The sequence below is a fragment of the Psychrobacillus sp. FSL K6-2836 genome (genome assembly GCF_038003085.1).
In the GTDB taxonomy this organism is placed as follows: domain Bacteria; phylum Bacillota; class Bacilli; order Bacillales_A; family Planococcaceae; genus Psychrobacillus.
The window spans coordinates 62,659-89,601 of record NZ_JBBOOM010000002.1 but is presented as its reverse complement, the minus strand read 5'-3'; the positions used below and the strand labels follow the sequence as shown (position 1 = coordinate 89,601).

The 26,943-nt window shown below is 32.6% G+C and carries 35 protein-coding genes and 3 pseudogenes; 4 read left to right on the top strand and 34 right to left on the bottom strand.

The genetic code is table 11. The annotated features are described in order from the left end of the window. Nucleotides 1-209: 209 nt before the first annotated feature. From MKY37_RS21185 to MKY37_RS21135, 11 genes and pseudogenes are all read right to left on the bottom strand, one after another. Entirely contained in the window at nt 210-335 is a 126-nt protein-coding gene (locus MKY37_RS21185) for a hypothetical protein (RefSeq protein ID WP_340780164.1), read from the bottom strand. A gap of 147 nt (nt 336-482) precedes the next feature. Continuing rightward, on the bottom strand, nt 483-1,754 hold the full coding sequence (locus MKY37_RS21180; RefSeq protein WP_340780162.1) for an MFS transporter: 1,272 nt from the start codon (nt 1,752-1,754) through the stop codon (nt 483-485). Between the two features lie 68 nt (nt 1,755-1,822). Beyond that, the gene (locus MKY37_RS21175) at nt 1,823-1,948 is read right to left on the bottom strand and encodes a hypothetical protein (RefSeq protein ID WP_340780161.1); all 126 of its coding nucleotides are present in this window, start codon (nt 1,946-1,948) and stop codon (nt 1,823-1,825) included. A gap of 205 nt (nt 1,949-2,153) precedes the next feature. Then, complete coding sequence (locus MKY37_RS21170; protein WP_340780160.1) at nt 2,154-2,429, bottom strand: DUF2651 family protein; 276 nt, start codon at nt 2,427-2,429, stop codon at nt 2,154-2,156. 767 nt (nt 2,430-3,196) lie between these two features. Then, nucleotides 3,197-3,667, bottom strand: coding sequence for a hypothetical protein (locus tag MKY37_RS21165; RefSeq protein WP_340780159.1), 471 nt, complete (start codon nt 3,665-3,667; stop codon nt 3,197-3,199). Between the two features lie 222 nt (nt 3,668-3,889). After that, complete coding sequence (locus tag MKY37_RS21160) at nt 3,890-4,120, bottom strand: hypothetical protein (RefSeq protein WP_340780158.1); 231 nt, start codon at nt 4,118-4,120, stop codon at nt 3,890-3,892. Between the two features lie 291 nt (nt 4,121-4,411). After that, a complete protein-coding gene (locus tag MKY37_RS21155; RefSeq protein ID WP_340780156.1) occupies nt 4,412-5,131 on the bottom strand; it encodes a class I SAM-dependent methyltransferase in 720 nt (239 codons plus the stop codon). Between the two features lie 397 nt (nt 5,132-5,528). Continuing rightward, complete coding sequence (locus tag MKY37_RS21150; protein ID WP_340780154.1) at nt 5,529-5,780, bottom strand: hypothetical protein; 252 nt, start codon at nt 5,778-5,780, stop codon at nt 5,529-5,531. A gap of 258 nt (nt 5,781-6,038) precedes the next feature. Continuing rightward, the gene (locus MKY37_RS21145; protein ID WP_340780153.1) at nt 6,039-6,515 is read right to left on the bottom strand and encodes a GNAT family N-acetyltransferase; all 477 of its coding nucleotides are present in this window, start codon (nt 6,513-6,515) and stop codon (nt 6,039-6,041) included. Between the two features lie 200 nt (nt 6,516-6,715). Then, nucleotides 6,716-7,622: pseudogene (locus MKY37_RS21140) on the bottom strand (NAD(P)/FAD-dependent oxidoreductase). A 153-nt stretch (nt 7,623-7,775) separates the two neighbouring features. Next, on the bottom strand, nt 7,776-8,564 hold the full coding sequence (locus MKY37_RS21135; protein ID WP_340780152.1) for a class I SAM-dependent methyltransferase: 789 nt from the start codon (nt 8,562-8,564) through the stop codon (nt 7,776-7,778). Nucleotides 8,565-9,016: 452 nt separating this feature from the next. Between MKY37_RS21135 and MKY37_RS21130 the strand changes: the two genes are divergently transcribed. After that, nucleotides 9,017-9,550 (top strand): hypothetical protein, encoded by a 534-nt coding sequence (locus tag MKY37_RS21130; protein WP_340780151.1) that lies wholly within the window; start codon nt 9,017-9,019, stop codon nt 9,548-9,550. A gap of 239 nt (nt 9,551-9,789) precedes the next feature. On the opposite strand, the gene MKY37_RS21125 is transcribed toward MKY37_RS21130, so the two are convergent. The 4 genes from MKY37_RS21125 to MKY37_RS21110 all read right to left on the bottom strand — a co-directional run bounded on the left by MKY37_RS21125 (nt 9,790) and on the right by MKY37_RS21110 (nt 11,333). After that, nucleotides 9,790-9,987, bottom strand: a complete 198-nt coding sequence (locus MKY37_RS21125; RefSeq protein WP_340780150.1) for a hypothetical protein — start codon at nt 9,985-9,987, stop codon at nt 9,790-9,792. A 191-nt stretch (nt 9,988-10,178) separates the two neighbouring features. Continuing rightward, nucleotides 10,179-10,379, bottom strand: a complete 201-nt coding sequence (locus MKY37_RS21120; protein ID WP_340780149.1) for a hypothetical protein — start codon at nt 10,377-10,379, stop codon at nt 10,179-10,181. A 167-nt stretch (nt 10,380-10,546) separates the two neighbouring features. Then, nucleotides 10,547-10,771, bottom strand: a complete 225-nt coding sequence (locus MKY37_RS21115; RefSeq protein WP_340780146.1) for a hypothetical protein — start codon at nt 10,769-10,771, stop codon at nt 10,547-10,549. Nucleotides 10,772-10,991: 220 nt separating this feature from the next. Beyond that, nucleotides 10,992-11,333, bottom strand: coding sequence for a hypothetical protein (locus tag MKY37_RS21110; RefSeq protein ID WP_340780144.1), 342 nt, complete (start codon nt 11,331-11,333; stop codon nt 10,992-10,994). Between the two features lie 435 nt (nt 11,334-11,768). Between MKY37_RS21110 and MKY37_RS21105 the strand changes: the two genes are divergently transcribed. Further along, nucleotides 11,769-11,927, top strand: a complete 159-nt coding sequence (locus MKY37_RS21105; protein ID WP_340780212.1) for a DUF3888 domain-containing protein — start codon at nt 11,769-11,771, stop codon at nt 11,925-11,927. Nucleotides 11,928-12,528: 601 nt separating this feature from the next. Here the strand turns inward: MKY37_RS21105 and MKY37_RS21100 are convergent. The 3 genes from MKY37_RS21100 to MKY37_RS21090 all read right to left on the bottom strand — a co-directional run bounded on the left by MKY37_RS21100 (nt 12,529) and on the right by MKY37_RS21090 (nt 14,904). Continuing rightward, a complete protein-coding gene (locus MKY37_RS21100) occupies nt 12,529-12,726 on the bottom strand; it encodes a hypothetical protein (RefSeq protein ID WP_340780143.1) in 198 nt (65 codons plus the stop codon). Between the two features lie 153 nt (nt 12,727-12,879). Continuing rightward, nucleotides 12,880-13,263, bottom strand: a complete 384-nt coding sequence (locus tag MKY37_RS21095; protein ID WP_340780141.1) for a hypothetical protein — start codon at nt 13,261-13,263, stop codon at nt 12,880-12,882. A gap of 627 nt (nt 13,264-13,890) precedes the next feature. Continuing rightward, nucleotides 13,891-14,904 carry a S66 family peptidase gene (locus MKY37_RS21090; RefSeq protein WP_340780139.1) on the bottom strand — a complete coding sequence of 338 codons (1,014 nt, stop codon included), beginning with the start codon at nt 14,902-14,904 and terminating at the stop codon, nt 13,891-13,893. Between the two features lie 128 nt (nt 14,905-15,032). Between MKY37_RS21090 and MKY37_RS21085 the strand changes: the two are divergent. Further along, nucleotides 15,033-15,356, top strand: a pseudogene (locus tag MKY37_RS21085) (class I SAM-dependent methyltransferase); the annotation flags it as partial. Between the two features lie 180 nt (nt 15,357-15,536). Here the strand turns inward: MKY37_RS21085 and MKY37_RS21080 are convergent. From MKY37_RS21080 to MKY37_RS21015, 15 genes and pseudogenes are all read right to left on the bottom strand, one after another. Next, the gene (locus MKY37_RS21080) at nt 15,537-16,307 is read right to left on the bottom strand and encodes a GNAT family N-acetyltransferase (RefSeq protein WP_340780137.1); all 771 of its coding nucleotides are present in this window, start codon (nt 16,305-16,307) and stop codon (nt 15,537-15,539) included. A 156-nt stretch (nt 16,308-16,463) separates the two neighbouring features. Continuing rightward, complete coding sequence (locus tag MKY37_RS21075; protein WP_340780135.1) at nt 16,464-16,676, bottom strand: hypothetical protein; 213 nt, start codon at nt 16,674-16,676, stop codon at nt 16,464-16,466. Between the two features lie 170 nt (nt 16,677-16,846). Then, nucleotides 16,847-17,050: a DUF4083 domain-containing protein gene (locus MKY37_RS21070; protein WP_340780134.1), complete on the bottom strand. Its 204-nt coding sequence runs from the start codon at nt 17,048-17,050 to the stop codon at nt 16,847-16,849. A gap of 252 nt (nt 17,051-17,302) precedes the next feature. Continuing rightward, entirely contained in the window at nt 17,303-17,935 is a 633-nt protein-coding gene (locus MKY37_RS21065) for a type 1 glutamine amidotransferase family protein (RefSeq protein WP_340780133.1), read from the bottom strand. Between the two features lie 74 nt (nt 17,936-18,009). Further along, the gene (locus tag MKY37_RS21060; RefSeq protein ID WP_340780132.1) at nt 18,010-18,972 is read right to left on the bottom strand and encodes a helix-turn-helix transcriptional regulator; all 963 of its coding nucleotides are present in this window, start codon (nt 18,970-18,972) and stop codon (nt 18,010-18,012) included. Nucleotides 18,973-19,037: 65 nt separating this feature from the next. Next, nucleotides 19,038-19,124, bottom strand: a pseudogene (locus tag MKY37_RS22440) (helix-turn-helix domain-containing protein); the annotation flags it as partial. Nucleotides 19,125-19,127: 3 nt separating this feature from the next. Further along, complete coding sequence (locus MKY37_RS22435) at nt 19,128-19,283, bottom strand: hypothetical protein (RefSeq protein ID WP_445323078.1); 156 nt, start codon at nt 19,281-19,283, stop codon at nt 19,128-19,130. A gap of 295 nt (nt 19,284-19,578) precedes the next feature. Then, nucleotides 19,579-19,854: a hypothetical protein gene (locus MKY37_RS21050; RefSeq protein WP_340780130.1), complete on the bottom strand. Its 276-nt coding sequence runs from the start codon at nt 19,852-19,854 to the stop codon at nt 19,579-19,581. 315 nt (nt 19,855-20,169) lie between these two features. Next, nucleotides 20,170-20,739, bottom strand: a complete 570-nt coding sequence (locus tag MKY37_RS21045) for a group-specific protein (protein WP_340780128.1) — start codon at nt 20,737-20,739, stop codon at nt 20,170-20,172. Nucleotides 20,740-21,132: 393 nt separating this feature from the next. After that, on the bottom strand, nt 21,133-21,408 hold the full coding sequence (locus tag MKY37_RS21040; protein ID WP_340780125.1) for a YesK family protein: 276 nt from the start codon (nt 21,406-21,408) through the stop codon (nt 21,133-21,135). 591 nt (nt 21,409-21,999) lie between these two features. Beyond that, the gene (locus tag MKY37_RS21035; protein ID WP_340780123.1) at nt 22,000-22,419 is read right to left on the bottom strand and encodes a VOC family protein; all 420 of its coding nucleotides are present in this window, start codon (nt 22,417-22,419) and stop codon (nt 22,000-22,002) included. Nucleotides 22,420-22,590: 171 nt separating this feature from the next. Continuing rightward, nucleotides 22,591-22,968: a VOC family protein gene (locus tag MKY37_RS21030; protein WP_340780122.1), complete on the bottom strand. Its 378-nt coding sequence runs from the start codon at nt 22,966-22,968 to the stop codon at nt 22,591-22,593. Nucleotides 22,969-23,147: 179 nt separating this feature from the next. After that, nucleotides 23,148-23,624, bottom strand: coding sequence for a GyrI-like domain-containing protein (locus MKY37_RS21025; protein WP_340780120.1), 477 nt, complete (start codon nt 23,622-23,624; stop codon nt 23,148-23,150). Nucleotides 23,625-23,887: 263 nt separating this feature from the next. After that, nucleotides 23,888-24,322 (bottom strand): NUDIX hydrolase, encoded by a 435-nt coding sequence (locus MKY37_RS21020; RefSeq protein WP_340780118.1) that lies wholly within the window; start codon nt 24,320-24,322, stop codon nt 23,888-23,890. A 125-nt stretch (nt 24,323-24,447) separates the two neighbouring features. Then, nucleotides 24,448-24,927 carry an NUDIX domain-containing protein gene (locus MKY37_RS21015; protein WP_340780116.1) on the bottom strand — a complete coding sequence of 160 codons (480 nt, stop codon included), beginning with the start codon at nt 24,925-24,927 and terminating at the stop codon, nt 24,448-24,450. 224 nt (nt 24,928-25,151) lie between these two features. On the opposite strand from MKY37_RS21015, the gene MKY37_RS21010 reads away from it, so the two are divergent. Further along, nucleotides 25,152-26,096, top strand: coding sequence for an RNA polymerase sigma factor (locus MKY37_RS21010; protein ID WP_340780115.1), 945 nt, complete (start codon nt 25,152-25,154; stop codon nt 26,094-26,096). 121 nt (nt 26,097-26,217) lie between these two features. On the opposite strand, the gene MKY37_RS21005 is transcribed toward MKY37_RS21010, so the two are convergent. Next, the gene (locus tag MKY37_RS21005) at nt 26,218-26,769 is read right to left on the bottom strand and encodes a CPBP family intramembrane glutamic endopeptidase (protein ID WP_340780113.1); all 552 of its coding nucleotides are present in this window, start codon (nt 26,767-26,769) and stop codon (nt 26,218-26,220) included. Between the last annotated feature and the right edge of the window lie 174 nt (nt 26,770-26,943).

Here is a 26,943-nt window from a genome sequence, read left to right as displayed (position 1 = left end):
TCTTCTGCATAATACACTAACGTTCTTCCTGATAAGAAGTTTCATTTTTCAGTAAAATTAACATGTTATGAACATTTTCCTTATTGAACTAAACTGACGCGTTGTTCAATAAGAAAAAGGGCTTTCCTCCTACTGGAAGTAAAGCACCTCTTTTGTTTTTTCTATTCTATTCCTTATGAACTTCTACATATAAAAAGGAAACTCTGTTTCTACCGTTCTTCTAATTTCACTGTTTTAGTTAAGGAAACAACCTTTTCCTCGTCTACCCAATTACATCCAGATATCAACAGTAAAATAATGCATGAAATAATTAAAGTAATATACTTCTTAAGCACTCCATACACTCCCTCGTTCTAAAAACCTATTCTCTCTCTTGTACAAATATTACTTATTAAACTAGAGCACCTGTTAGATAGATTAATAAGATATTTTTATTCGTTTAGCTCAATCTTTTTTGCTCCAACTTATGTAAATAGTCTTTTTTATGATCTGTCTCTACGCGACCAAATAATAGCAGGTATGAGAACTAAGGATAAAAGACCTCCACTCAAAGATAATGTAGCATAGCTTGTATTAGCTACTATCATTCCCGAAAGAGCACCGCCAGAAGCTCCTGCTAACGCAATAAAAACATCAAGTGTCCCTTGAGTTTTCGCACGTGTTGAAGGCTCTGTAGAATCAACAATTTGAGCAGTACCACTAATTAGGCCAAAGTTCCATCCCAATCCAAGTAAAGAAAGTGCAATTACTAACATAACTACAGAATCGCTTGGTGCGAATGCTGCGAATAAACCAGCTGATAACAATGTAATTCCTGCGGCTATGCTCATAGTTGTTCGACCCAATTTATCTACAAGAACTCCTGTGATAAGAGAGGGAAGATACATTGCACCAATGTGAAAACCAATAACAATTCCAACTTCGGCTAAACCATGACCATGATGTATCATATGTACCGGTGTCATAGTCATAATTGCAACCATTACAATTTGAGTAAGAACCATAACCATTGCACCGACCATTAGACCTCTTCTATTTTTTGCTTTATCAACAGAATCGGTTTTGTTTATTTGCTCATTTTCTTGTTTATAGGTAGCTATCCTGTTTGCAATATCCAATGGGTCAGGACGCAGCATTATTAAAAGTACAAGACCCGCTAAGATAAATGCAATAGATGATAATATGAATGGACCTGCAAGAGACGGAACACCAATGAGCCTAGCAAATTTACCCATTACTTCTACTAGGTTTGGACCTGCAACTGCACCGAATGTTGTCATAACCATTGTAGTACTAATAGCTGTTGCTCGTTGTTTTTTGTTTGCTAAATCAGTTCCTGCATAGCGAGCTTGTAAATTTGTGGCAGTCCCAGCACCATAGATTAGTAGAGAAGCAAATAATAAAATTACACTATTCATCATGGCAGCAATTACCACTCCAATTGCGCCAAGACCGCCTACTATAAAACCAGTTGATAAGCCTGTACGGCGACCATATCGTTGTGAAAGTTTCCCTACAATTAAAGCTGCTCCTGCAGAACCTAAAGTAAATAAAGCTGCGGGTACTCCTGCATAAGCATCAGTCCCCAGCATTTGTTGAGCCAATAGGGCACCTACGGTAACCCCTGCTGCAAGCCCTGCACCACCGAAGATTTGTGATAGGCTTACAACGAACAACACACGCCTATATAAACTTTTTAGTTTTGCTGGTGAATCTATATAACTCTCAATGGAATCTTGTACTTTACCAGACACTTATAAACACCTTCTTCTATTATTTGCTTATTTCCTATGATAACAAAGTAACTATTATGTCAGCCCATTCAATAATTTTCATTTCCAATATTTATATTGACTTCTGGTGGTTTCTCACCTGATAATTCCTCTCTTGAGCACCCCGTAATAGTAAAACTTATATGAATTAATAATATAAACAGAGATTGTTTCATAAACCTTCCCCCTTCAAAGGTATAGACGTGTAGATTTAACCTACTGTTACACATACCTATTGTTTTTATCGGCTTCTCAAACTAAACCGTCGCATTAGTTCAATAAGAAAAGTGCTTTACTCCTTCTTGAAGTAAAGCACACCGTTAGTTGAATAACATCATTGAGGAGACACCTTATAAAAAATAACTACTATAATTAGAGAGGCTAATTTTGTTTATTTTTATGTTTTAGAAATGGTACTACTATCGAAGCTACTGCTAATGAAATTAGAGGGAAAATAAAATTCCAAGATGTGAAGCTAATTTCTAAATCAGGATAATAGTATTTCATGTACCAAATTTCATATAGACCATTCAGAAACAATGTTATTAGAGGTGCAATAAATACCTTTCTAACTAGAGCAGATGCTATAACCCCTAATCCAATGACTATCAAGGGAACAATGAACAACTGTATCAGAAATGGGTCTATTAATCTCATAAGATCCCTCCGTTTAGTAATATATAACAACAATCCTTTCAAAACATTATAAGGGAAAACTGTCTATAATTTACTCTTATGGTGTAACTTTATACTTTATAGGAGTTTATTTCAATGTTCTATAGATTTAATATTTGATTAATAATCTCCTGTTAAATAGGGTTCGAACAAATAGGTGACAATTATTATTTCTAATCCTTATTCAACTAACCTACTTCAATAAGAAAAAAGGCTTTACTCCATAAATCAAGTACCTACTAGAAGAACTTAAATATCACTTTATTGAGACTTTTCTTCCCACTAAATTACCTCCCTACTAGAAGTTCTGGTGTCCCCAAAAAATTTTCTTATTGAACTAACCTGTGCCGTTAGCCATCCCATGTAGCGCAAAATCAGCGCTACACCACAGAGAATGAAAATGTAAAAACCTAGGTTTAGGGTACTACGGCTGGGAGAGGAAGGTCGATGAACTATGGTGCCATAGAGCCAAACCGTTAGTCTGACTCCAACGACCACGTTGCATCACAGTCTGTCGCTCCCTACGAGAAGCACTTATGGGAGATTAATACTACTCTGGTTACTGCACCAACCACCTTGCCTTTATTATAAGAAGAATAGAGTTAATTCCTAGATTAACTTTCTACTTAATATAACCACTCTAAAGGCTCAGCCTTTTTTAAAAAAGCTATTTCTGGGTCTCTTTTGTTATGTAATTTTATAGATTTTGAGTGTTTTTTATTTTTAATGGGAGATGAAGAACAAGATTTCTATTTGTCTCTACGGTCTTCGAATGTAGTAATTTCACTTTGTGTTATTACTTCATTATCATTATAAATTTCTACAAATATTGCTTGTTCATTTTCAATAAGATTTTGTACATCCTCAACGGAATATTTACCTTTAATCTCTCTAAAATCTGTAAATGAAACTTCGAATAGTCCCCCTGAACCTTCAGGATGCGTTTTCCACGTATCAGAGGATTCCATCGTTTCAGTTTTAATCAATTTACTAATATAAGTGTCTTGAATAAGAATTCGAATACCAAATTCCTGTTCTGGACCCAAACCGTAATCTTCTATGGATACATAAAAATGCATAACTTCCTCATCAGAATTCTGTATGTTACTTATTGAGACAATTGAATCCGATATTACTGGATGATTGGATTTTCCATTCTGATTTTCACATCCCCATAAAATTATGGAAGACAAACATATAAAAATTATGAAGTTTCTCACTTTATTTCCCCTTTCTAACAACTCCAATTGATAGTCATTTTCTTTTCATTAACTACCCTGGCGTTGGTACAAGAAAAAAAGTGCTCCCTAGACTTGAAGTCCAGCACCCCTTTTGTTCAATATTTTACATATATAAACAAATTCAGCACAATCGAAAAAAACCTTCTTATTCCATCTTGAAGTAAAGCACCTCGTTAGTTTGAGTACATTTGAAACCGGCAGTTATCCAAAATAATTATGAAACCACCAAACAACAAGAAATATAGCCCCTACTCCCCAAGCAGTGGTACTCCATATCCACCAAATTACGGATTTAGCTTTTGATGAATTTTCCTCGTCCTCCATATTGGCTTTTATAAAAGCGACCTTACTTTCCATACCTTTTTTCATAGAAACGAGAACAACTAATCCGATTAGCATGAAACCAGTAGTTATCCAGAGTAATAAGTCCACCTTCTATACCCCCTTTTTTCATGAATTACTTTCCTTTCAATCTTCTTTATTCAACTAACCTGCGCTTTACTTTAATACGTTTGAAACAAATAGATGTTCCAACTTTATATAAATTTTCCATTTATAATAGGTAAAAATCCATTTAGCTTTTTGAACTAAACTGCTGCTTTAGTTCAATAAGAAAAAGGGCTTTACTCCTTCTTGAAGTAAAGCCCCGTTAGTTTAAGTACAATACTTCACAATCTTTTTAACTCTCTTATAAACTAAATTTCTGAAAATGTAGAAAATTATTTATTTTATACTGTGAAAAATAAATGATTTTGTTTTTGAAGTCGTCGTTTGTTTAAACTCCCAATCTCCATAAACTTGAATCTGTGAAAAACCTGCTTTTTTTAATGATTCATAGATTGTTTCCCGTGTTCTAAATTTTAATTGCATTTTTTCATGAATAACTACTTCCCCCGTACGTGCTTTTTTCACCGTTTCATAAAACGTAAATACGTCATCTACTAATCCCTCATATTGCGTCCAAATCTCAAGTGGGTCACCGTTCACCAAATCCGTTGCGACATCCGGTGCCGTGTCCTTTTCCCACTGTTCCCATGCCTTTGCTAATGGATTACGTGTATCAAAAATAAAGTGTCCTCCGGGTTTTAATGATCGATACGCATCAGCAACGACATTTTCCCAACTTTTCTCCGTAAGAAACACTTGTGCAACATTTGCTGTCATAACGATAGCTTCAAACGTATTTGTTTGTAAATTTGTACTATCACCAACAATCCATATCACTTCTCCTGGATACTCTTTACTTTTCGCATATTCGATTGCTTCTTCATTTGGGTCAATAGCTGTAATCAGATAGTTTGCTTTCGCAAAATGAGTTGTCAATCTCCCTGTCCCACAGCCTAAATCAGCTATAGTTTTAACATTAATCTTCTTCAATAGAGCTAAAAAAAATTCATCGTCTTTGCCCCACCGATTAACTTGGTCATACACTAGTGGAATCATTTATTTACCTACTTCCTAAATCATACTTGTTTGTCCCCAACATGAATCATTCTTTCGTTCCCAGATCATGTTGTAGAATCTATAAAAACTAACTATTGCTTTGAAAAGAGAAACTATATCTATTTTTCAATCACCTTTGTTACCTGTAGCATATTAATCAATCCTTTCTAAATAAAGTCACTCTTATTATATCTTAATTTTCTAAAGTAATAATCTATTAGAGTTATGTAGAACATAAGTGTGCCCAAAGCGTTGTAAATTTGACGATATTAATTGTTGCACTAAACTCCAGCGTTAGTTCAATAAAAAAATGCTTTACCCTTCTTGAAGTAAAGCACTCGTTAGTTGAATAAGGACAAACATTGAGTAGAGACGCAAGGAGAGAAAACAATTCAAATTAATGGACCTTTTTTGTAAATGTCCAGATAAGACTAATTAAAACTGAGCTAACTATAGTTGCCATTAATAAAGAGAAAAAAATTACAAAGAAAAATGAACCATAATCCTCTAATTCTTCAAACGGATTATTTGTGATGAAAGAATCACTTAATAGAAATATTAATAAAGTTGGTATAAAAATAAAGGGAAATAATTTCTTATAATAGTTGTTGAAATTATGATATTTAGAGTCTTTTGTTTTATTTAACATATAAATCCTCCTATTCAAAACTATCTTTTCTAAACTGCACCAGCAGTCAATAAGAAAAGCCAGCCCCGTGTTCCATTAAAGAACCTCGTTAGTTGAATAAGAGAAAAGAGACGCTTATTAAACAATCGCGCCCTTTTATGGAAGATCGGTTTCCAATACATATGCTTTATAGATATTGCAGAATCGTCTCCGATAGTTCAATCCTAAGGACATAAAAATGATAAATTTAACGGTTCCTCTTTTCATGGGGGGAGTAAATCAGAGACGCAATACGGTTATTGGCTCGTTGTCGCAGATTTCACCGTTGTCACGGAAGCCGAAACTTTCATAAAGTTTTTTGGCGGCGTAGTTATCCGTCCCATATGGGATCCAGCAGTAACGTGCTGGCCCGGCAGGAAAGGTACGTATAAATTCCAAAATTTTTTTCATGGCTTCCCTACCGTAGCCACGATTCTGGTATTGCTTGTCAATCATCAGTCGCAAGATACAATAGCTATCATCTACGATTGACGGGGGTTCGTATCCGGTGATTCCATAAGTCAGCATTACAAAACCGACCGGCTGCTCATCCGCGTAAATAGCAAAAGGAAATGGATGTCCCCCATTGGTTGCAAGGACATAACACGAAGCCACGCTTGACAGATTAGACGCAACGAAGAGCCGTTGTTCATCTGATACTTCAAGATTAAATATGGCACGGCGATTTTCCAACGTAATCTTTCTGAGCTTAATCATGCTGGGCTTCTCCCCTCATTAATTTCTATAACTTTCCTTCAAATTTGAATGATTATCCTCATGTAATAACTATTTCGACAAACTATATAAATATACCTCTTATTAAACTAAACTGCTTCTATAGTTCAATAAGAAAACAGGCTTTACTCCTTCTTGAAGTAAAGCACCTGTTAGTTGAAGAAGAGGTCATTATTACGTAATCAAAAACGTTCCATAGTTAGATCAGTATTTACGGAAACTGCAGCTTTATTACCATCGGCAGCAGAAATCATTAACGAGGAGGGTCCGGATTTTTCAGTTTCCCCCGCAATATATATATTTTTTTGTGTTGTTCTACCAACTCCATCTGTTACAACTGTTCCATTTTCTTGAACTTCACACCCAAGCATCTCAGCAAAATCATTTGGACGATAAAAAGATGGAACATCAAATCCACCTGATCTTATGATCGTTTCTCCTGATACAAATTCAATTTTTTTGTAGATAACCATCTTTACCTATTAAGTTTTTTATCGGCTCCGTTTTTATTTTGATATTGCGTTTTTGTAACTCTGTAACTCCTTCTTTAGATAGTTGAACTCCATTCGTTACGACAACTAAATCCTGCGACCAGTTATAAATTAATTTAGCCATATGCAGAGCGTGCTCTTCTTTTTCTACCATTACAATTAATGGCTTATCCCTTAGCTCCCAGCCATCACAATACGGGCAACTAAAAAGGCTTTTCCCATAATAATTTCTTACACTTTGAATAGAAAATACCTCTTGAATACCGGTAGCTAATATAATCTTTTCAGTAATACATTCCTGACCATCAGATGTTTTGACAATAAATCTATCATTACCTATATCCTTAATTATTTCAGTAATTGTTGCATTAAAATAGGATACGGATGGATAATTCTCTAATTCTTTTAACCCTATATCTTTAAACTCTTGTGGTTTTATCCCATCTCGAGTAATAAATCCATGTGACTCATGTGTGACTCTATTCCTATTCGTTCCATCGTCAAATAATGCAATTTCTCTCCTAGCCCTCCCTAAAGTTAAACTAGCACTTAACCCAGATGGACCTCCACCTATAACGATACAATCAAAAACATTCATTGTTTTACCTCCCTATTCATTTCTTTTACTGCTTTAACAACCATCAAAGACCTTTTATATCTATAATTAAAACAAAATAATGATGTATACGTAATTTATTAATCTATATCTACCGCAAGTATCAGTGTTTAAATTATCAAATAGTATTGATTCTTAATCTTCCAAATGAACAAGAACTTTTCCGAACCTTCCCCCCGTTCTTAGCGAGATTTCTTCTTCATATGTTTCACGTAAATATTCTTCAGACTTTCTAAGTAACTTTTCTTCTAATGGAATTCCATATTCAATAAACCAATCTGTTAAATTGTCTACTGCACTGTCAACATCTATTTTCACAGTTTTCATCTGTTTTTCAATTAACGTTTGATAAGAATAACCTCTTAGATAGAGTAATTGTTGCAGGTATGCCATATCAGAAGAACCTATTTCTCTTGGTTTTAAACCTATAATCGGCAGCAGTTCATCCATTAAATGATTTTCTTTTGGACCAGCCATCATACTTATATAGCAATATTTCTTTGCACAACTTAAGGCTTTTTCCACCATATCCCAATCCTTTATAGCTGGACACATTGATGCAAAAACGAGATCATACGATTGATTATGTTTATCTGTTGATATTACCTCAAAAGGTTTTTGTATTACTTCAACCTGAACCGAATAGTGCTTTGCGTTATTTTCTAACATTATAGCCAAGTCAGGTGAAGGCTCGATGGCTGTAACATTTGCACCTTTTTCTACAAAAGGGATACTGAACACTCCAGATGCAGCACCAATGTCCAGAACAGCCATACCCTTAAATGAACCAACCTGATTTTCAATCCAAGTCAAAATTCTATTACTGCGTTGTCTGCCTTCATAACTAAACGAGTTTTTATCGTAAGATTTCGCCCATTTTTTGAATTCTTCTGCTTGATAATCACCCTGACCTAATCTTTGCATGATTCAAAGAGAAGTGTTCGGATCATGATTCCAAGCAGACATCCACACTTGCTGTTTAAAAAACTTTTCTTCCATAAAAACTCCTCCTCAACTGGACTGTAATTTTAAAGACATTAAAGATATTCTATATCCATGAATATGGTATGGAAGACAACGTTTTATGTCGTTTTCCTATCTAAAATCAAATCAGCAATGGTTTGTTTTCTTAGTTCTTCTTCAATTTTTCCTTCAGATCTCAACAACTTACCAGCTGCATTAGTTCAATAAGAAAAAAGCTTTACTCCTTCTTGAAGTAAAGCACCGGTTAGTTTAAGTACAATATTTCACAATCTAATTAAATAAGCCATTACATTAATATTTCAAATATTAATTGTATTGCAATTATTTGCTCATATGCATATACTAAAGTATAATTTAGTAAAAAATAATTTAAATGGGAGGGTGATGTAGGAATGAGCCTTTTAGATATTTATTTGCAAAAAAACGGAAAGAAACGGTACGACGTATTCAAAGAAACTGGAACAAGTCAGCAACAGCTTGCGAGCGTGAACAATAAAAATGTAAGCAGTTATTCAGTTAAAACGATACAAGCGATTGCTAAAACAGTCGAGAAGAGTGAGGGTGTTGTTTTAGAAGAGTTATTACAGCTAGAACAAGAAAATCCATATTTTGAAGTATTTAATGTAGAAGATTTACTATTAGCTTTTAAAAATAAAGAAAATTATATTGTAATCAAGGGTGAATATAAAAAGGAAATAGATAAATTTGCTGAATCACAACTATCAGAAACAGAAACTTTAGGATTTCAATTAGGTTCTGAAGGAATAGTTACTATTTTAGCAGAAGGAATACTTCAAATAACAAACCTATTCAGCGATAAAGATGCTGAGCAAAAGAAAATTGAAAGCCGAATCCGAAGGTATAAATTTAAAAGAATAAAAAATGGAGATGAACTACTATTGGTTCTACGTCAATTGGATTATTAATTACTCCTTGAAAAATAAGAGCTCTGTATTAACAATAAAATGTTGATACAGGGCTCTTATTATGTCTTGTTCAACTAACCTGCCGCGTTAGTTCAATAAGAAAAAGCTACCGATACATGCAGCCACTTGTTTAGCTAAAGCACCTCGTTAGTTGAAGAAGAGCCTAGGCTGAATTGAGCTCCTCGTTCCTATCGTTCAGTACAAAGAACTGAGATGTCTCCTTTGGGACAGAGGCAACATTACAACTTTTCCTTTAATAAGTCCGCTATATAAAATAGAATGGAGATTAAAACTGAAAGTAAGATAACAATGATGGTCCCAAAAATATAAAGCGGTGGTTCATAAGGAATGTCACTTGAAAAGAAACTTCCTAAAGCCAAAAACAAGAAAAAACTAGCCATAATAATTAAGATAACGATACTTATATATTTTCCCAACATTCTCACCCCGGTATTAAGTTTTCTTCTACTAACCTGCGTTAGTTTAAGTGTCCTCTCGCAATGAACAATTACCTATATTTTACCATATAAATTAAGCGGCTACTCAAAACACTTTAGTTCATTAAAAAAAGAGTTGCCTAAGCAACCCTATGATTTTTTAATAAAGCACATCGTTACTTGAACAAGCTTTAAATACTCTTTTTAAGAGTACGCTTTAAATCAAAGAAACCAATTGTTCCACAAATTATCACCCCTGCTGATAACAACGCTGTCATAAACCAATTATCTCCCCAATTCATAACAACACTATATAAACAACCTACTGCAACAGCCAACGCCGCATACTTGGCTCTCCATTTGTTAAGTTTAGAAGTCTTTTTATTACTCAAGCTTTATCCTTCCCCCTTCTGGTAAGTAGTTAAGTATTATGACATAGGATTCTCCACCTTCCTTTTTATCCGTGCTAACGAAATATATTGTTTTATAATCTCTTCTTCAACTAAACTGCTTCGTTAGTTGAATAAAAACAAAGCGATGTTCTTATAGGAATCGCCTGCTAATCTTGTGTAAGTATTAAAAGAATAATAACAAATGTCATTCCTATAACACTAATTAAAGATGCAAGTTTTATATAACGAATTGCACCATCAGAAATTTCAGGTTCTTCTTGGTACATCCACCGTTTTCCCCATAATAAACTTTCTTTTGGATTGAAATAACTCCAGATTAACACCCCATATAATGGAATGATTATAATAAAACCTATAATTATATCACCCATCTTCACATCTCCCTCCAAAAATCAATAAGTAATATACGATTGAAATTTCTGGTGGTTTCAAAACACTTATCTGTACTTGAATTATTTTTACATAAAGCATCCATACGTGCTTCTTTAGTTCAATAAGAAAAAATGCTTTACTCCTTCTTGAAGTAAAGCACCCGTTTGTTTAAGTGTATTTATTATAGAACTATCCAAAATAGTTCTATGTATGCAAGTTCTAATAATCTAACTGCTTTAAGCTCAATAATAAACCATCATCTGTAATCTTTTTAACCTTGAATGAATTTAATTTTCTGTCAATTTTTTTATCCATTTTATCTTCATTACTGAATGAATTTCTTACTGCCTCTATTGCATAATTAAGAATTGATAACACACCTGCACTTCCTAATGCCACTCCTATACTTTCGTTCTCTGGAAGATGAGTATCCATAATCTTTCTTACTTCTTTATAATAGTCTCCTTTAATAAGAATATATTCAGATTTTGCCTCTAAACCTGCTAATAACTCAGTTCGATTATGTGCTTCATAAGCTTCTATACCATTCTCTTTGAACATAAAAAATCCACCTTTCAAGTGTCATAATAATCAACTCATAATAATTATACGAATATAAACAAACTAAAATTCCGCTTTTTTCTAATTTTGTTTATTCGACTAACCTGCTTCTTTAGTTCAATAAGAAAATAGGCTTTACTCCTTCTTGAAGTAAAGCACACACCGTTAGTTGAACATCAATCTTATTTTAAGGCCTTAGAGTTGTTAGCATCATTTTTCTTATCTGAATAGGGCATTTTTGTAATTATAATTGGGTCACTAATTTAGCATTTGGTATTACTTGGGGTCCACCAATATCACTTGGCATATACTCCACATTTTCAGCTTCAGGAGGAAGTGGTTCGTTAACAGAGTCAATTATTATGAATTTTTGTTGTTCTTTACTTATATCAAGTTCTAATTCCTTGTTATTAAAGCAACGATTAGCAACAAACCATTGAAGTCACTCCAGTTGTCGGACCGCACATTGAAGTTGGAAAAGACCATTTAACTTTTTCTATAACTCCAAGTAAAGTTAACCTTAAAAATTTCAAGTATCTGGAGACTTACGAACTTCCTCCGCATTGGCAAGACATCATAAAGAAAAGTAAATGATTGTATGGTTTGGATCCTTTAAATTTAGTCCCCATTTTTATAGAATTTTTTTATTACCTAACCTTCAAATAACTTACATAAATACAGACAATATGTTCAGCTAAACCGCCGCTTTAGTTTAAGAAGAAAAAGGCTTTACTCCTTCTTGAAGTAAAGCACCCGTTAGCCATCCATGTAGCGCAAAACCAGCGCTACACCACAGAGAGTGAAAATGTGAAAAACGGGTATAGTATACTACGGCTGGCGAAGAAGGTCGATCAACTATGGTGCCATTGAGCCCATCCGTTAGTCTGACTCCAACGACCACGGTGCATCACAGAATGTCGCACTCTATACGAGTAGCACTCATGGGAGATTAATCCTACTCTGGTTATTGCACCAGCCTGCCTTTATTCTAACAAGAATGGGGTTGATTCTTGATCTACCTTTCAACTTAATATAAACAATCTGAAGGCTCAGCCTTTTTTTAAAAAAGCAATTTCTGAGTCTCTTTTGTTATGCAATTTGGTATATTTTGAGCACTTTTTAATTTTCATGGGAGTTTAATAAGACATAAGTAATATTCTCTATCCACTCTTGTATTTCATATAAAGAATGTGATTTATTTCTCAATTAATTTTGCAATATCCTTTTCTATTTCAAAAATCAAAAAATCATTATCTTCCTCAACAACTTCTTTTTCATATCTCATTACTTTATCAATTAGCATTTCAAAATAGTTTGTTTCGTTATTAAGTTCAAAAACTGGACATTGATCAAATTTAACATCACCAATAAATATTGCTCTAATTTTTTTCATTTAAGACTTTTCCTTTCAAAACGCAGTTTTATAATCTTTCCCATTTGTTGACCACAAGTTAGCCAACACTATTGGACTAACCTGCTGCGTTAGTTCAATATTCACTACTTCTTAAAGTAAAGCACCAGTTAGTTGAATAAGAAATCCTCCAATTTACTTGAAGTCATTTACCCAAAACCAATATCGTCCAGTGTTTTTTTTATTATTTGCGATCAACAATATAAAAGGAATAATGATTAAGATAATATATAAAGTGATAAATATCGAGCTTTGAAGAATTTTCATCCTTTCAACTATTGTCATACAAATCATTAATGTTCCTAAAAATAAATAAGGAAAAATTAACCCTCTCTGATAAGATTGAAACTTTTCCTCGCCTAAAATAACTCTAGTTTTTTCAGGTAAAAAATAGTCCTTCTTCAATAGGTGGCTAAACCCAATAACTAGCACTGAAATACCAAGGAATATACCAGTAATTGTTTTCCCCCCTTTCTTTTGAATAACCAACAGCGTTAATTCAATAACAAAAAACTCCATTCTTTCTTGAAGTAAAGCACACGTTAGTTTAATAAGAATATTACTTTTTCTTTTTTTTTATAGCCCAAATGGATAAAACCCATAGTATGATGACGCACACGATTAAAAATAATTTTAAAACAACAAGTTCAAATAGAAATACTTACGTTTTCACCTTACTTTGTTTAGCTAAAATTCAATAAATTAGCCACAATCTTCACCTCAATTATTCCATCTTATTAAACTCGCTTTACTACAATTTAACACGAAACTATAATTTCTTTATTAAACTCTTCTGCATCATTAATTCAAGCAAAAGTGCTACCCCCAGACTTGAAGTAAGGAACCCCTTTCATTCAAAAATTTACATATATTAACTTATTCAACAGAATCGCAAAAAAACCTTCTTCTTCAACTAAACTGCACCTTTAGATCAATAAGAAAAAAGCTTTACTCCTTCTTGAAGTAAAGCACCCGTGAGTTTAATAAGGTTTAACTATATTTAGTTCTATATCGGTACGATATAGCATTGTCTCAACCCAATTATGAAACATTTCATAGTCTTCTTGGTCTGTTTGAACATTACCTAAGAATAAGCCTTTAAATTCTTTACAAAAAAATCATTAAAGAACACATCTATAATTTATTTTATTTAAAAGTTTGTAACACAGTACCTTGACCATTATCTGATTCTACTTCAGCGAATGCTCCATTTATAAAAGTCATTTGTGGTGGAACATGACCGCAATCAATATCGTACAAAATAGGAATTTGAAGCTCTTTAGAAAGTTTTTTATAAACATCTTCAACTGTATAATTTGTAACAGCTGGATTTGCTGGACTTCTCCCGAACATAATGCCACTACAATCCTCAAACCAACCTGCTAATTTCATTTGCACGAGGGACCTACGCAATTCAGTTGGCGATAACTGCAAATTTTCGAGATACCAAATAACAGAATCTCCTTCAATATTATTCTCTTTAAAATTCTGTACATTACCATAGGGTGTACCAATCAGATGCCTAATTATATCAATACAACCACCAAGTAATCGTCCCTGTATCTTAACTTTTTCGTTTACAGTTGATTTCCAGTAAGTTTGTTCTGTTAGATTGAAAATATAAGGAGTAGGGTTATCAGGCTGCCATTCTTTTTGATATTTTTCTGATGAATGTTGGAGAATTGATTCATTCATTTTGGTAGACAATAATGTTCGCCACATTGCTGTCGTATCATCAGAATACTCTCCTCTTAAATCCACTAAGTTGGTTCCGTGTGCTGTAGCAGTACCCGTTTTCAATGTAATTGCTAACAGTAGCAGACTTATATCAGAATAACCTAATATCCACTTACTTTTTATATTTTCAAAGTCAATATATTCAAGTGTCTCAATAAGTAGCTCTCCGCCCCAAGGAGGAATAATAAGTTGAATATTATCACTAAGCATCATTTTATTGAACTCTTCTGCACGCTTTTTAGCAGATGCAGACTTTTCCTTATCTTGTGTCCATGCAGTTTCTCCGCAGATGAAGTTAAAACCTTTCTTTTCCACACTTTTTAATGCAGATTTCAACAAGTGATGTAATTCACTTGGGACTCCAGAGGATGGTGCAGTTACTCCTATTGTTGCACCTTTTTCTAAGATTGGATATTTTATCATGCTTAGCCCCTCTCCTTACGCTTTTTATAAAAATAACATTTTATATGTTATTAAAAAACACTTCTTTTATTACACTAACCTCCTTTTTCATAAAAAAAGCCGTATACTGTTCTATCTCAATTCGAGATGAAAATTTAAGCCTGATTAAACATTTATTTGCTAAAGTCCTATGGGGAAGATCTATAGTTTTTGACTATGCAGATGAAACACTCTATGAAGAAAAAGGAATGTCTAATAGAGTTGAAAATATGGTTAATATGACTTCAGCAAGTGGCGAATCGATGAAATCCAGTTTCACATATAACGAAATTCAAACCATGTTAGAAGAATCAGGTTTGCTTATTTATGAACATTTGACACCTAATGCAATACAGGAACTTTTCTTTAGAAATCGTACAGATTATTTATGTGCTTTTGAGACAGTCCATTTTATCCATGCTGTAAAGAGGTAATATATATTTATAAATACTTTTCATTGTCTGGATTATTGAGCGGTATTTTTTTGTTTTTCTTATTGAAGTAAACTGCCGCGTTAGTTCAATAAAAAAAGAGCTACCTATCAACGCATGATCTTTAACTAAAATTGAATGAGATTTTCAATTATTAGCTTAATTAATTTCCACTATAATGAACTATATTTTAATATAGACAGTATATTCTTTTGGATTAATAAAGCCTAATTTACTACCTAAATTGATTGAAGCAATATTATCAACATCACAATCCCAACGAGGTTGAATATTTTGGGAAAGACAATAATCCATAAATTGTTCAGCTACAATACTTGCTAACCCTTTTCCTCTATAATTTGAGTCAGTTATTATATCTACTTCCGCATAATTTTTAGATTTAAATATTGAAACTCCTCCACTAATAATCCTCTCTCCATCCTTCACACAAAAACCAATCCCATTTTGAAGAAAATTATCAGTGGAATCCCAATATTCGTCGTAGTATTTTTTATCAAATTCCAAACAATGTTCAATCAGATATTGATTAATATTTGTTACATCGAAATCACTAATATCACCTCTTTTTCTATTTTTATATACTATTAAATCAAAAGAAAAACCAAAACGTTGTATTTTTCTTACTTTCTTCTCAAGGTATTTTTCAATTGCCTGATTCCAAATAGGTTCAAAAGAAAATAATGTAAATCTTTTACCTTGCTTAATTGATGCCTCATGTATTCTAACTATGTACTTAACAAATAGTTCATCAGTTGATTGCCCTGTAACGTAATACAATCCTGAATCGGTGTTAATAAGCAATGAATCATAATTGGTGGAATTCGCAAATACCGTTCCTTTAATAATGCAATCTAATACGCTAAATACAAATGTTGGTGCTTCTCTAACTTTCTCCTTTATTATATTATAATGTTCTTTTGGTACCGTAATCATTTCGTTATACCTCCATCAAGCCTACTAATAGAATATTTTTTAATTTATATATTTCACCAAACAGCACCTTTAGTTGAATAAATAATAAAGGCTGTCTCCTGACAACCCTGTTTGTTAAAGCACCCTTTAGTGAAAAAATTGCGATAAAATAGCAGGTTAATTTACCGATTTATTATGTACTGCTTTATTTCTAGATTTCCTAATAAAGAAAAAAGTAAAAGTAATTACTGCTCCTACAATTATTCCAATTACACTTAAGTTTATTCCTGTACCAGTTGTAATACCATCTGCTCGGAAAGAACCATTAGCAAATATTGATACGATAACAATAATAAAACCAGCCCATTCAAAAACCTTATTTCTCACCATTTCAAATCTCCCCCTTACATACAAATTATAACGTTATTCAGATTATTCGAATAGTTATATTTACTAATCCCTTATTGAAATAACCTACCCCTTTAGTTCAATAAGAAAAAAAGCTTTACTCCTTCTTGAAGTAAATCACTCGTTAGTTTAAGTGTAATATTTCACAACTATTATTTTCTTAAAGGAAATTCATTTTCATCCTTATCCATTAACTTTATTATTTTATCCAATTTCTTCTCAAGTTCATTAAGTTGATGCATTTTTGCTTGTTGATTCAAAAGCATTCTCCTAATAAATAGTGAGAATGATACCACAAATAAAACGATTAGCCCCAATACTATAACCTGATAAATCATGTCTCCCACATTAAACATTAAAACATCCCCTTGTATAGAAATGGTCAAGTAACTGTACATTACCTCTCACATTTCTCATTTTCTTTATTTTACCATTTTCTATAGATAATTGGATTCTTTATTAGTCATTCCTTATTGAACTAAACTGCGGCGTTAGTTCAATGAGGGGTAGCTTCAGTAAAATGCGGATTTACAACGATAAGGAAATTCCAAATTAAAAAGCCCATCTCCTCTACAAATCAAAATAGAGAAATTGAGCTTTTAGTTACTTCATTTATTTATTGACTTCATTAACTGAAAGAAGTATTCAGGTTTATGAGTTTTATTTAGGTTATACCACGAATGTAATGCATCTGGTGTAAATACATCTATTTTTTTCAGTACCTCCATTGCAAATTCCAGAGGAGCTATTCCTGATGCAGTAACTAAATTCGCATCAGATACCGCAGATCCCAACTCATAGAACTTTTCTCCTTTATAGTTAGGACATACCATTTTAGTATATTCTAAGTTATTAGTTGTATGCTTTCTAGTATCTAAGTATCCCATATTCGCGAGGCCCTCAGTTGCACCACAAATTGCAGCAACAATAGTGCCCAGCTTTAAAGCTGGGCCAATTCTTTCCAAGATAGGTTGATGAATTTCTTCGCTCCAAGTAGTCCCTCCTGGTAAAATTAAAAGATCTTTACTCTCAAGAGTACATTCATCAAGGGAAATATCTGGTTTTATGCTTAGTCCTCCCATAGTAGTAATCATTTCTTTATTACCTCCTAATGTAACTACTTTTAAAGGTGCTAAATCTTTTTTGAAATATCTTCCTGAGTTTAGTTCAGCAATTAAATATCCATATTCCCAGTCCGACATTGTATTAAATACATATAGAAAAACTTTTTTTGTTTGCATCCAATAACACTCCAATCACAATTGATATAGCTATTATAATGTAACTTCCCTGACAGTTAACGTCAGGGAAGTTATCATACTTGATGAAATTTTATTAATTCCGACAGAACTTCAATAAGTCTTTTCTTAAGACTTATTGGCTCAATAACTTTAATAGATTTATTGTACGGTAAAAGTAAATAAGGTACATATGTATGTATCATATCTTTTTCAAGAAGAAAAACTGCTTGATTTGAAGTCCGTTCTTGTAAATAATGTCCTAAAAACCAATGTTGGCAAATATCAGCCAACACACTTTTATCCCCATTAATAACCAAAGAAATAATCCCTTCCTTATCTTCTATAGTTGGAAGAAGACTTTTTATAAAAGAGTCACGTGCTGAAAAATTTTCTGGCCGGTTAAACTTATTTTCGGTTAGCATTAGATTTTCAATTCGATCTACTCTAAAACTACGGATATCATCCCTAAGATGACAAAATCCAATCACATACCACTTATTATTCCAATAGATAATTCTGTAAGGATCGACCACTCGATAATTTAATTGCTTTTCGCCACTTTTATGGTAAAAAATTTTTACTGAGTACCCGTCAGCTACAGCCTGCTCCAGCTCCTTCAAAAAAGGTTCCATATAGAGTGAACTTAATCTGCTTATTACTTCAAGACTAGTTAAATGTTGGTTTATCTTTGTTTCCTGCTCTTGATTTGAGTATTTACTTAGTTTTGAAATTGCCCTATTTAGTGCTTCACCTCCATAATATCCGGCTTCTTCTGCAAAAACAGCAGCGTGAAATAGTGAAGTTTGCTCCTCAAAATCAAATAAAAGAGGAGCTTCAATAAAATTATTCAATAAAGTGTATCCACCGTTATGCCCTGGTTCTGAAATTATAGGTACGCCACTTGTTGAAAGGGTATCAATATAACGATACACAGTCCTTATATTCATCTCTAACTTTTCTGAAATTTGTTTTGCAGTAATTTTTTCACCTGAACGAAGCATCCATAGAATTGCTAACATATTGTCAATTTTAGGCATATAATTCCACCTTTATATGAAATTTTTATTTTCTATTATATATTTCTGATTTTTGGTATAACTCATCAACTGTTCCTTTCCGATAGCTTTCTATATAATGAGTCCCTAGGCACATTTGTAATTTCACAAATCTCGTTGACAGAAGTTACCCCTAATCAATTCTTTTTTAAATTGTTCTGTTTCTTTGCCCAGTTAATTATGAATTCAATTAATTTTGTGTCGATTCCTTGATTGGTATATTCATCTGTAACCCCTATTCCGATTGAACCTGCGTGGTTTAAGCGTTTTTTCGCAAAGCGATTGAAGAGCAAAAAGCCTACCTTGGTATTTCGTTAGGAGAAGATACAAAAAAAGTTGTTGTATTTGCTGATAATATAATTTCTTTTTTAACTTCAATCATTGCCTCCACATCAAATTCTTCTGCTAGACGTATCAATTAATCATCACCTTCCTTGTTTGAGCTTAACATTAATTAAATTGTGTTGAGCGTACCTTTCTTATTATGCTAGCCTGCTCCTTTAGTTCAATAAGAAAAAGGCTTTACTCCTTCGTGAAGTAAAACACCTCGTTAGTTGAAGAAGTAAAGTGAAGCATATTCAACATTACTTAGATTTCTCCTCCGAATATATAAGAGAGGAATACAACAAAGAAAACACCAAACGAAATAGAAATTAACGAAATATATTTAATAAACCCTTTTTCTTTCTTATAGAAAGCGATAATTCCAAGTGTTATGCCTGTTAAATAGATAGCAAATCCGATAGGGATGGTTATCATAGACCACTTTCCAAAAGTTATATTGATAGGCGGAAAAATCATGTACGCAATTAAAATCCCAACGACAATTAGAATGATTGAGTACATACTATACTTCATTTCCAATTTTCCAGATCCCCCTTAGTGAACTAAACTGCATCGTTAGTTCAAGAAAAAAGTGCAGCCCCTAAACTTAAAGTAAAGCACCCCTTTAGTTCAATAATTTACATATATTAACTTATTCCAAACAATCGCGAAAAAACCTTCTTCTTCAACTAAACTGCCGCTTAAGTTTAAGTGTAACATTTCACAGTGCATATCTGAGATCAACCTAATATTTTGGACATAAAAAAAGACCATCGAAATGATGGCCATATTTTGCTAAAGCACCGCGTTAGTTGAACATGGTCGCAGACTTATCTTATTTATTATTTAAACTAATTATGTTTCAACTGGAGCCACACTCCAGTTAATCTTATTAACATCTTTTACATTAATGTTTCCTAAACTCAAAATATGAGGAATATATGCGAACATCCCAAAATTAACACCTTTTTTATGTTCATCTGTGAAGTAAGCTAATGTGTCCGACGGCAAAGCTGAACATTCTTGATATGAAATTATATCAATGAATTGAACTTCTTCATCAGGTATATCTGTAGCTGGGCCGTTATAATTTTCTTTATTATAGAAATATACAGCATTTTTATTTTCCACCAATTTTTCCGTTGGTATTTCATAAACCACCAAATCTTTTTTAATACTTACTCCAAGCGAATATAAAGCTTCATAGACACAGTAAGGGTGAAGCGGTAGTAAAAAAATTACATCATTCCATAAACAATTTAATTTGGGAATGCTCTTCAATAATAAGTTCGCCCTTTCTGGATGGTTTAAATACTTTCTTGAGTAGGATTCATAAAGTTCGGGATGCATCAATTTTAACTCATTTAGAGAAGTAAGCACCTCCCCCTTCATTTCTTTTGGCACCATATGATAAACGTAATCCATCAGAATTCCTCCCCAAATAAGTTTTATTGCCCCAAAATGATAACCCTATATATCCTTTCATTCCCTTTTCATCATTCATACTACCTAGAAGGTTTGAAAATAAACAGACTGATAATTTATGGAATAATATGCTATAATTGAATTAACTTAAAAACAGAAAACCGCTAGAGAAGAAGTACATCTCTAGCGGTTTTATATTGTTCTGCCTAATTCCTTATTAAACTAAACTGCTTCTCGAAGTAAAACACCCTTTGAAGAAGATAAGTGACGCATAATCAATAATCACACCCGATTGCGGAAAAATGAATTTGATATTTGTTATAGCTATGCTCTGGAAATAACGGTAGCAAAAAAAAGAGCAATCAATTAAGTAAGTGAATAACGAGATGACATTTAAAAATTTGAACTCCTTGAGAAAGCTCCTATAACAGTACCTATCCAAATTCCTACTAAAATAGTAACCGTAAATAAACCCAGTCCCATACCTTCCCAACCACCAACTCCAAACACGCTATAAATAATTACCACGATACAAATTAGACTTAATACAGTAGAGGTGGAAAATAAAAAATTTCTTGAAACTTTACGGGACATAATAAACATCACAATTGCAAACACAATACCGCAAAGCAATATAGGCGTCCATCCCTCTAACATCAAAGCATCCATTTAATTACCTCCTGTTATGTATTCCACAAACTGGCCAGATTGTTGAACACAAGTTAAACAACACTCTTCAACCAACCTGCTGCGTTAATTCAAAAAAAGTGCCATTCCCAGACTTGAAGTAAAGTACCTCTTTTGTTCAGAAATTTACATATATTAACTTATTCAACACAAACGCAAAAAAACCTTCTACTTCAACTAAACTGCTACTTTAGTTTAAGTGTAACATTTCACAATCCATCTCTGTGGTCAACTTAATGTTTTGGGCATAAGAATAGACTATCGAAATGATGCTCATAATTTGCTAAAGCACCTTTAGTTCAATAAGGTATACCTAAATTAACCATCCACATCGCCCAAACACTTGGAAAGTTAAGCTAGTTATAGCTGATATATCTTGACCAAAAATACCTAAAGAAGGTGCAACTAAAAGACTGAGTATTACAATAGAAATCTAGCTATTTTATAGAAAATTTATTTATGGTAAATTTAAACCAAAAAGTTTGGGAAAAAAAGACATAAAAAAAGAGTTGCCTAGCAACCCCATCATTTCGAACTAAAGCACACGTTAGTTTAAAAAGAAAATAGTTCTTACTATTGCTTGATAAGATATTTTTCTTTAAAAATCGGGCTTATTTCACTCCACACATCAAATTTATTACCATCTAAATCATAGAAAACAAAGTTCCTTCCAGAGTGTCCTCTGTTTTCAATTTCTCCAACTCTTATTTCTTTATCGGTAAAATCTCTATGTATTGCCTCTAATGCAGTTAGTCCATTAACTTCAAATGTTATAGAAAATCGTTCTACACCATAACAATCATAGAAGTTAGAACTTTGATTTTCTTTAGATTTAACAAGAAAAATACTATGGTTTGCAAAATTAAGAATCGCTTTATCTTCGTCTTTATAGCTTAACTCTGCCCCCAATTTGTTTACATACCATTCATAAGAATTTTCTACATTAGTTACTGGAATATAAGTAGTTCCTACCCTTAGCAACTTTTCGCTCATTCTATCGACTCCTTCCAATATCTTTAAAAGATACTTTCTCCATTTATGTATTATTTTCCTTCTAATCTCCATTTTTTTATTGAACTACAGATATTTAAAGTGATTGTTGATAGTAGTTTTATTTTTTATTTAACAATGAAAATTAAAGTACACTTAAAATCTAAATTAACTTTATTGGCAAACCCCTAATGGATTACCATCTGGGTCATAGAAAGTGAAAAATTTAGTATTCCCTTCCCCAGTAATGTGATTTACCTTAACATTCTGTTCAATTAAAAACTTGTGGGTTTCCTCTATATTTTGAGGAATAAAATTATAATATTTTCCTACACCAAAATTATTTTTTGGAAATTTCATTGGTTGATGATCGAGGGTTTTTACAAGACATACTACTGTTTGAGACTGTTCTGTAATCTTCATTACAGCAGCATCTTCCTCCATGTAAAGAAGTTTAAAACCAAGTATTTCTTCATACCAATTAGCAGATAACTTAGGGTCTTTTACTGGAATAAATACTCCTTCGATACCCTTTAAGAGTGATTGGGTCATATCCTTAAACTCCTTCCGTAGTTTATATACATTATTAGAATTCTAAATAATTATAGGAATTCTTTATGGATTCATTTTGAACTGGAATGCCCCTTTCTTGAAGAAGCGATTGCTCTTATTGAACAATCGCAACTCCTGAAAATAAACATAAGTAGGCATTCTGGTTCAAGCAATGAATTTTAATTATTGATTGGTAAATATATTTCAACCTCTTCCTCACTATTTTCCATAGGATGATAAGTCTCAACGATATAGGATTCTAAATTCCTTTTATACCCCTGTTCATTTGCCCATTTCAATAAATTATTATGTAGCTTATTGAGATCATTTATTTTCCCTCTAGTCGTAACATAATCTAATCCAGTTTCGATATAATCCATCCCCACCGGAACTTCTTTCTTAATCTCTTTAACAATTACTCCCACGTAATAGTGACCATCCAAATGGTTATCATCCTTTTTAGGTTCAAAAAGAGCTATTTCTGTAGCCGAATGATCATCAATTTCATCTAAACGAGCTAAAAATTGTTGGGCAAGATTTGGAACTTCAATACCAAAATTAGCAAAAGCTCCATTGCCTTTTATACCTGTAACTCTAAAAATTTTCTTAACCTTTTTGCAATCCACCATATCACCCCTAAATACTTTATTAATCACTTAAATTCTCCTTCTACTAATGGAATTCCTCCTTTTTTATCTATTCTATTTTAACTAACCTACTGAGTTAGTGAACTAGCGATTTCTCTATTGTTTAATCGTATGGACTTTCGATTTTTGAATTCGTTTTTTATGATAAATGCACATTTAAGCGGAAGCCAAAGGAATGAGTATTATTAGAAGTACTATAAAATGTCGAAGGAGCAACGTCTTAAAAGACGTTGCTCCACTTTATTAAACCAACCGTCAATTGTAGAAGAAAGTTAAATATTTTTCTGTAATAAATCAGTTAAACCGTTGGGAAAGAGTATCTTCTTACCATCAATAATTTCTTCTAATGTAATCCATTTTGTGAATGTAGTTTTTCTTCCTTCCACAACCTTAAAACTTTCTTTATGGTACAGACTTTGGTTTGTAAATTCCACCAAATAAATCTGAGTTATTTCATGACCTACATTTTCGTCTATTCTAAAGATATTTTCTAAACAGCCAATATAGCGTTTAATCTTTATATCCACGGATATTTCTTCACTGTATTCTCTGATAATAGTTTCACTTGACTTCTCACCAAGTTCAATTGTTCCACCAATTGGTCGATAATATATACCTATTCCCTTTGAATGCTTTCCTTCTAATTCTTCTAAAAGAATTTTATTATTTCTCAATATTATTCCTAATGTATTTGCTTTTGGATACACATAATCCCCCCTATATCACCAGCTACTATTAAATAACTTTCCGTGTATCAAATCCAAATTAACTAAACTGCTGCTTAAGTTGAAAAAAAAAGAGCTGTATTATCAGCTCTATATTTCTCATAGCTTCACCTAATGGGGTGATTTAGTTTATGTTCTTCTATCAAGTCTATGTTCCTTCGGTTAATGGAATAATCCTGTAAATAGGGACTCATATTGGCATACATTTCAACATTTTGTAACTCAGATATTGGTAGCCATTTAACTTCTATTTGATTCGAATCTGGGTTTTCTGGCAATTTTGGTGTGGTGTGATTTATTATTTTGCATTCAAACATCATAACTAATGTATGGATCTTCCCAAACTTTTCAAGATTAAGATGTGGTGTATATTCATAAACAAAGGCTAAAGGACCTACTTCTACATCTATACAAGCTTCTTCCTTGGCTTCTCTTTTAACAGCATCAGTAATAGATTCTTTTGGTTCTGTTCCACCAGCAGGTAAATCATAGACGATACCTCTTATCGGATCATTATATACCGTTAATAATATTTTATTATTTTCTATAATAATTGCAGCTGCTCTTACTCTGATATGAAACTGCATTTAATATCCCCTCCTATAAGTTTTTTTAAATGTTACATTATATCGCTGAAAATGCACTTTATTATTTTACTAATTGAGCATTATATAATAATATCGTCTTCTACTAGATTTTGTCTTTCTTGGTTATGTCCTTAAATTAATATTTTTAAATTTTTTTAATAAGCCGTATAATTTCTCTATGTTCAAACGTCTTATTATTGAAAGGATATTTAGGAGGGGAAAATATGGAAAAAAGTAGTAACATTAACAAGAAACTTGTAGATGAAACTCGGAAATTAAGAAATGAATTTGAAGAAACAGTTTTAGTTTATTCATCAGACCTATGGAAATATTGTAAATATATTACTGGTTCTCCCTGGGATGGAGAAGATCTTTATCAAGAGACAATAATAAAGTCCTTTGGATTACTTCCACAACGTTGGAGCGATATTACGGACAAAAAATATTACCTTTTCAAAATTGCAACAAACACTTGGATTGACCATTGCAGAAAGCATAAACGTGAAATTGGAACTTTAGATGAGGCACCTGAGCCATATTATGATTCTTCTAACCACCTATTATTAGAAGAAATTCTGACTTCGTTGGAATCAAATTTAACCATCAAGGAAACAGCGGCTTTTCTACTAATGGATATTTTTCAATTCAGTGCAGAAGAAGTAGCTGGCATTGTACAGAGTACTTCAGGAGGTGTTTATTCTTCTGTGCAACGTGCAAGAAGAAAAATAGCTTCTTTGGATTTTTCGAAAGCGAAATCTAACATTAAAATAAATACTCAAAGTCATAACGTTACAATCCAAGCTTACTTAGAAGCCTTTAATAATGGAAATTTAAAAAGTATGTTAAGCTTATTTAGTGAACATGCACAAAATGAAGCGTTCTTTGGATTCCAGGAATTCTCTAAAGAGGAAATGTGCAATGGTTCTCTAAAATTTGGATTGCCTGGACATATTGCTAAAGAAGTAGTGCTTTGGGATAAACCAGTTATTATAGTCATAACTAATAATAATCATGGACCTAAAATTCATGACATACAAATACAAGAGATTGAAAATGGTAAGATAGTAAGCCATAAAAGCTATTTCTTTAGGAAAGAATTTATTTTAGCCGCAGCCGAAGAACTTGGAATTAAGGCACAGTTAGTAAAACCCCCAGTAAATTGGAGTTAAGTACTTGGGATAACAACTGTTATCCCTTTTTTATTACACTATTTAAATAAATAATGCCCATCTCTCTACGGTTCATATGTCACATAAAAAATCTCATTCTCTTATTTAACTATAGCACCCTTTAGTAGAAAAGTAGCACTAGCAAATTATATAAAGAATGAATAATAATTACTGACCAAAGAGAATTACTTTTCTTATATACAACCCCAAATATAATACCCAACACAAAAACTGTTAATATTGAACTTAGAATATAAGGGAATTCAAACAGACCTTTATAAAACCAAATAGGAAAATGAATCGATACAAAGAGTAAAGCTGTAATTGTATTTGCTATCCAGAATCTCAAAGAATCCATAAGTTTTCTTAATAAAAAACCTCTAAAGACAGTTTCCTCTGTTATACCAACCAATAGAATAGTATTAAGCCATCCGTTAAATCCTATTTGAAAACCGATATTATTTTTTAAAACGATTAAATTTATTACAAAATAGAATATCAAGGCTAATGATACCCAACCTGTCCATTTTAGACCTTTTCTAAAGTTTTGATGTAACTGTAAATAGGAAAAGGGTTTACTTTTTTCCATAATTTTAACTAATAAAATAACAGGAATGACCCAAATAACTATTTTAATAGTGGCTGAAATTATAGCTCTTGGAACGGGTTCCATCAAATCTAAATATTGGGCAATCCATAATTCTCTTATACACCATATTGCATAAAATATTATGAAATATAACCAAATATAATTTTTATTTACCTTTAATTCTATTAGAATCTCCCCATTTCTTCTTCAAAAAACCTGCCTCGTTAGTTCAATAAGAAAAAGTACTTTACCATTCTT

Coding starts and splice junctions, on each gene's coding strand:
- MKY37_RS21115 (WP_340780146.1), bottom strand. CDS start 10,771: ATGGGTGATATAATTATAGGTTTTATTATAATCATTCCATTATATGGG.
- MKY37_RS21150 (WP_340780154.1), bottom strand. CDS start 5,780: ATGTTAAATAAAACAAAAGACTCTAAATATCATAATTTCAACAACTAT.
- MKY37_RS21010 (WP_340780115.1), top strand. CDS start 25,152: ATGGAAAAAAGTAGTAACATTAACAAGAAACTTGTAGATGAAACTCGG.
- MKY37_RS21090 (WP_340780139.1), bottom strand. CDS start 14,904: ATGATAAAATATCCAATCTTAGAAAAAGGTGCAACAATAGGAGTAACT.
- MKY37_RS21060 (WP_340780132.1), bottom strand. CDS start 18,972: ATGCCTAAAATTGACAATATGTTAGCAATTCTATGGATGCTTCGTTCA.
- MKY37_RS21175 (WP_340780161.1), bottom strand. CDS start 1,948: ATGAAACAATCTCTGTTTATATTATTAATTCATATAAGTTTTACTATT.
- MKY37_RS21130 (WP_340780151.1), top strand. CDS start 9,017: ATGAGCCTTTTAGATATTTATTTGCAAAAAAACGGAAAGAAACGGTAC.
- MKY37_RS21135 (WP_340780152.1), bottom strand. CDS start 8,564: ATGCAAAGATTAGGTCAGGGTGATTATCAAGCAGAAGAATTCAAAAAA.
- MKY37_RS21080 (WP_340780137.1), bottom strand. CDS start 16,307: ATGATTACGGTACCAAAAGAACATTATAATATAATAAAGGAGAAAGTT.
- MKY37_RS21145 (WP_340780153.1), bottom strand. CDS start 6,515: ATGATTAAGCTCAGAAAGATTACGTTGGAAAATCGCCGTGCCATATTT.
- MKY37_RS21065 (WP_340780133.1), bottom strand. CDS start 17,935: ATGCAAACAAAAAAAGTTTTTCTATATGTATTTAATACAATGTCGGAC.
- MKY37_RS21070 (WP_340780134.1), bottom strand. CDS start 17,050: ATGTTTAATGTGGGAGACATGATTTATCAGGTTATAGTATTGGGGCTA.
- MKY37_RS21170 (WP_340780160.1), bottom strand. CDS start 2,429: ATGAGATTAATAGACCCATTTCTGATACAGTTGTTCATTGTTCCCTTG.
- MKY37_RS21155 (WP_340780156.1), bottom strand. CDS start 5,131: ATGATTCCACTAGTGTATGACCAAGTTAATCGGTGGGGCAAAGACGAT.
- MKY37_RS21030 (WP_340780122.1), bottom strand. CDS start 22,968: ATGACCCAATCACTCTTAAAGGGTATCGAAGGAGTATTTATTCCAGTA.
- MKY37_RS21035 (WP_340780123.1), bottom strand. CDS start 22,419: ATGAGCGAAAAGTTGCTAAGGGTAGGAACTACTTATATTCCAGTAACT.
- MKY37_RS21075 (WP_340780135.1), bottom strand. CDS start 16,676: ATGGTGAGAAATAAGGTTTTTGAATGGGCTGGTTTTATTATTGTTATC.
- MKY37_RS21045 (WP_340780128.1), bottom strand. CDS start 20,739: ATGGATTACGTTTATCATATGGTGCCAAAAGAAATGAAGGGGGAGGTG.
- MKY37_RS21040 (WP_340780125.1), bottom strand. CDS start 21,408: ATGGATGCTTTGATGTTAGAGGGATGGACGCCTATATTGCTTTGCGGT.
- MKY37_RS21005 (WP_340780113.1), bottom strand. CDS start 26,769: ATGGAACCCGTTCCAAGAGCTATAATTTCAGCCACTATTAAAATAGTT.
- MKY37_RS21015 (WP_340780116.1), bottom strand. CDS start 24,927: ATGCAGTTTCATATCAGAGTAAGAGCAGCTGCAATTATTATAGAAAAT.
- MKY37_RS21110 (WP_340780144.1), bottom strand. CDS start 11,333: ATGTTCAAAGAGAATGGTATAGAAGCTTATGAAGCACATAATCGAACT.
- MKY37_RS21095 (WP_340780141.1), bottom strand. CDS start 13,263: ATGGAGTTTTTTGTTATTGAATTAACGCTGTTGGTTATTCAAAAGAAA.
- MKY37_RS21100 (WP_340780143.1), bottom strand. CDS start 12,726: ATGAAAAAAATTAGAGCAATATTTATTGGTGATGTTAAATTTGATCAA.